The sequence below is a fragment of the Nostocoides australiense Ben110 genome (genome assembly GCF_001050535.1).
Taxonomy (GTDB): Bacteria; Actinomycetota; Actinomycetes; order Actinomycetales; family Dermatophilaceae; genus Nostocoides_A; species Nostocoides_A australiense.
On record NZ_HG764815.1, the window covers coordinates 3,616,951 to 3,618,414 of the forward strand.

At 69.9% G+C, this 1,464-nt stretch carries 2 protein-coding genes and 1 pseudogene; 2 read left to right on the plus strand and 1 reads right to left on the minus strand.

Annotated features, from left to right (window positions below):
- Positions 1–509: DUF3097 family protein (locus tag BN11_RS17715; protein WP_048699624.1), on the plus strand; the 509-nt coding region annotated here is incomplete at its 5' end.
- Positions 510–639: 130 nt separating this feature from the next.
- On the plus strand, positions 640–1,221 hold the full coding sequence (locus tag BN11_RS25415; RefSeq protein ID WP_083433856.1) for a DUF4870 domain-containing protein: 582 nt from the start codon (positions 640–642) through the stop codon (positions 1,219–1,221).
- Positions 1,222–1,282: 61 nt separating this feature from the next.
- Here the strand turns inward: BN11_RS25415 and BN11_RS24270 are convergent.
- Positions 1,283–1,464 (minus strand): annotated as a pseudogene (locus BN11_RS24270) (hypothetical protein); the annotation flags it as partial.

Consider the following 1,464-nt stretch of genomic DNA (forward strand, 5'->3'; position numbering starts at 1 on the left):
TCGAGGGCACCCATGACGCCGAACTCGTCGAGAAGGTCTGGGGCGCCGACCTGCGGGTCGAGGGAGTGGTCGTCGAGGTCCTGCACGGCGTGGACGACCTGACGGCGGCCCTGCGCGAATTCGGCCCCACGCCGAGGGCCCGCGCCGGGATCCTCGTCGACCATCTCGTCGCCGGCACGAAGGAGAGCCGGATCGTCGCCGACACCGTCGCGCATTTCGGCGCTGACCGGGTGCTCGTGGTCGGGCACCCGTATGTCGATGTCTGGCAAGCGATCCGGCCCGACCGGGTGGGCCTGACGGCGTGGCCGGTCATCCCCCGCGGCCAGGACTGGAAGGCGGGCATCGCCGCGGCCCTGGGGCTGCCGCATACGACTGCGGAGGACATCGGCCTGGTCTGGAAACACGTGCTTTCGCGGGTGCGGTCGTATGCCGACCTGGAGCCCGCGTTCTCCGGGCGCGTGGAGGAACTCATCGACTTCGTCACCTCACCTAGTGAGGGTGCGCCCTGACTCCCCCCCGGGGTGGCCCTCGACTTGGCGCCGAAATGGAATGCAGCACGCCGATTGTGCGGTTGACTAGTCACGACGGCACAGTCCGGGAAGGTCCCGAGCCCTGCCGCCACAAGGGGAAGAAACAGCCATGACGCAGCAGCCCAACGAGCCGGTCTACCCGGGCCAGCAGCCGGCGCACCCGACCCAGCCGTTCCCGCAACAGTCCGGACCGGGCCAGCCCCTGCCGCCGCAGCACTATCCGCCGCAGCACTATCCGCCGCAGGGCCCGTCGACCGGCAGCAGCAGCTACTCGGCTCCGCACCAGAGCCCGTTCGGCCAGACCGCGGACCGCTACACCGGCTCCGCCCCGCTCACCGCGCGCGACGAGCGCAACCTCGGCATGCTCTCCCACGTCATCCCGCTGGTCTGCTTCGTGCTCAGCGCTGGCACCCTCGGGTTCGTCGCCTCTCTGGTCATGTGGTTCATGTACAAGGACCGCGGCCCATTCGTGCGGGCCAATGCCGCCAACTCCCTCAACGTCCAGCTCACCGCCCTGATCTGGTCGATCATCTCCGTCATCATGATGATCACGATCATCCTGCTGCCGGTGGGCATCATCGGCGCCATCGTCGCTGTCGTCTACCTCTTCGTCGTGCACATCGTCGCGGCGATGAAGGCGAGCGCCGGCGAGTGGTACAAGCCGCCCTTCACCATGAGCTTCTTCAAGTAGCCCCACGACGTGTCCTCGCTCCTGCGTCGCTGCAGGACTTCGCGAGCCGCCCGACGGGTTCCTACCGCAGCAGGGCACGCACCACGGTGTCCGTGAGCAGCCGCCCCCGCAGGGTCAACACGACCCGGCGGGGGCGTCCTGCGTCCGCCGGCTCGTCGGTGAGCAGGCCGTCGTCGACGAGCGCCGGCACGGCGGCCCGGCCGGCCGCGGTGAGCACGTCGAGCGGCAGGGGGGCGGGGGGGG

Excerpts from the sequence above, each read along its gene's own strand:
- BN11_RS25415 (WP_083433856.1), top strand. The coding sequence starts at position 640 with ATGACGCAGCAGCCCAACGAGCCGGTCTACCCGGGCCAGCAGCCGGCG.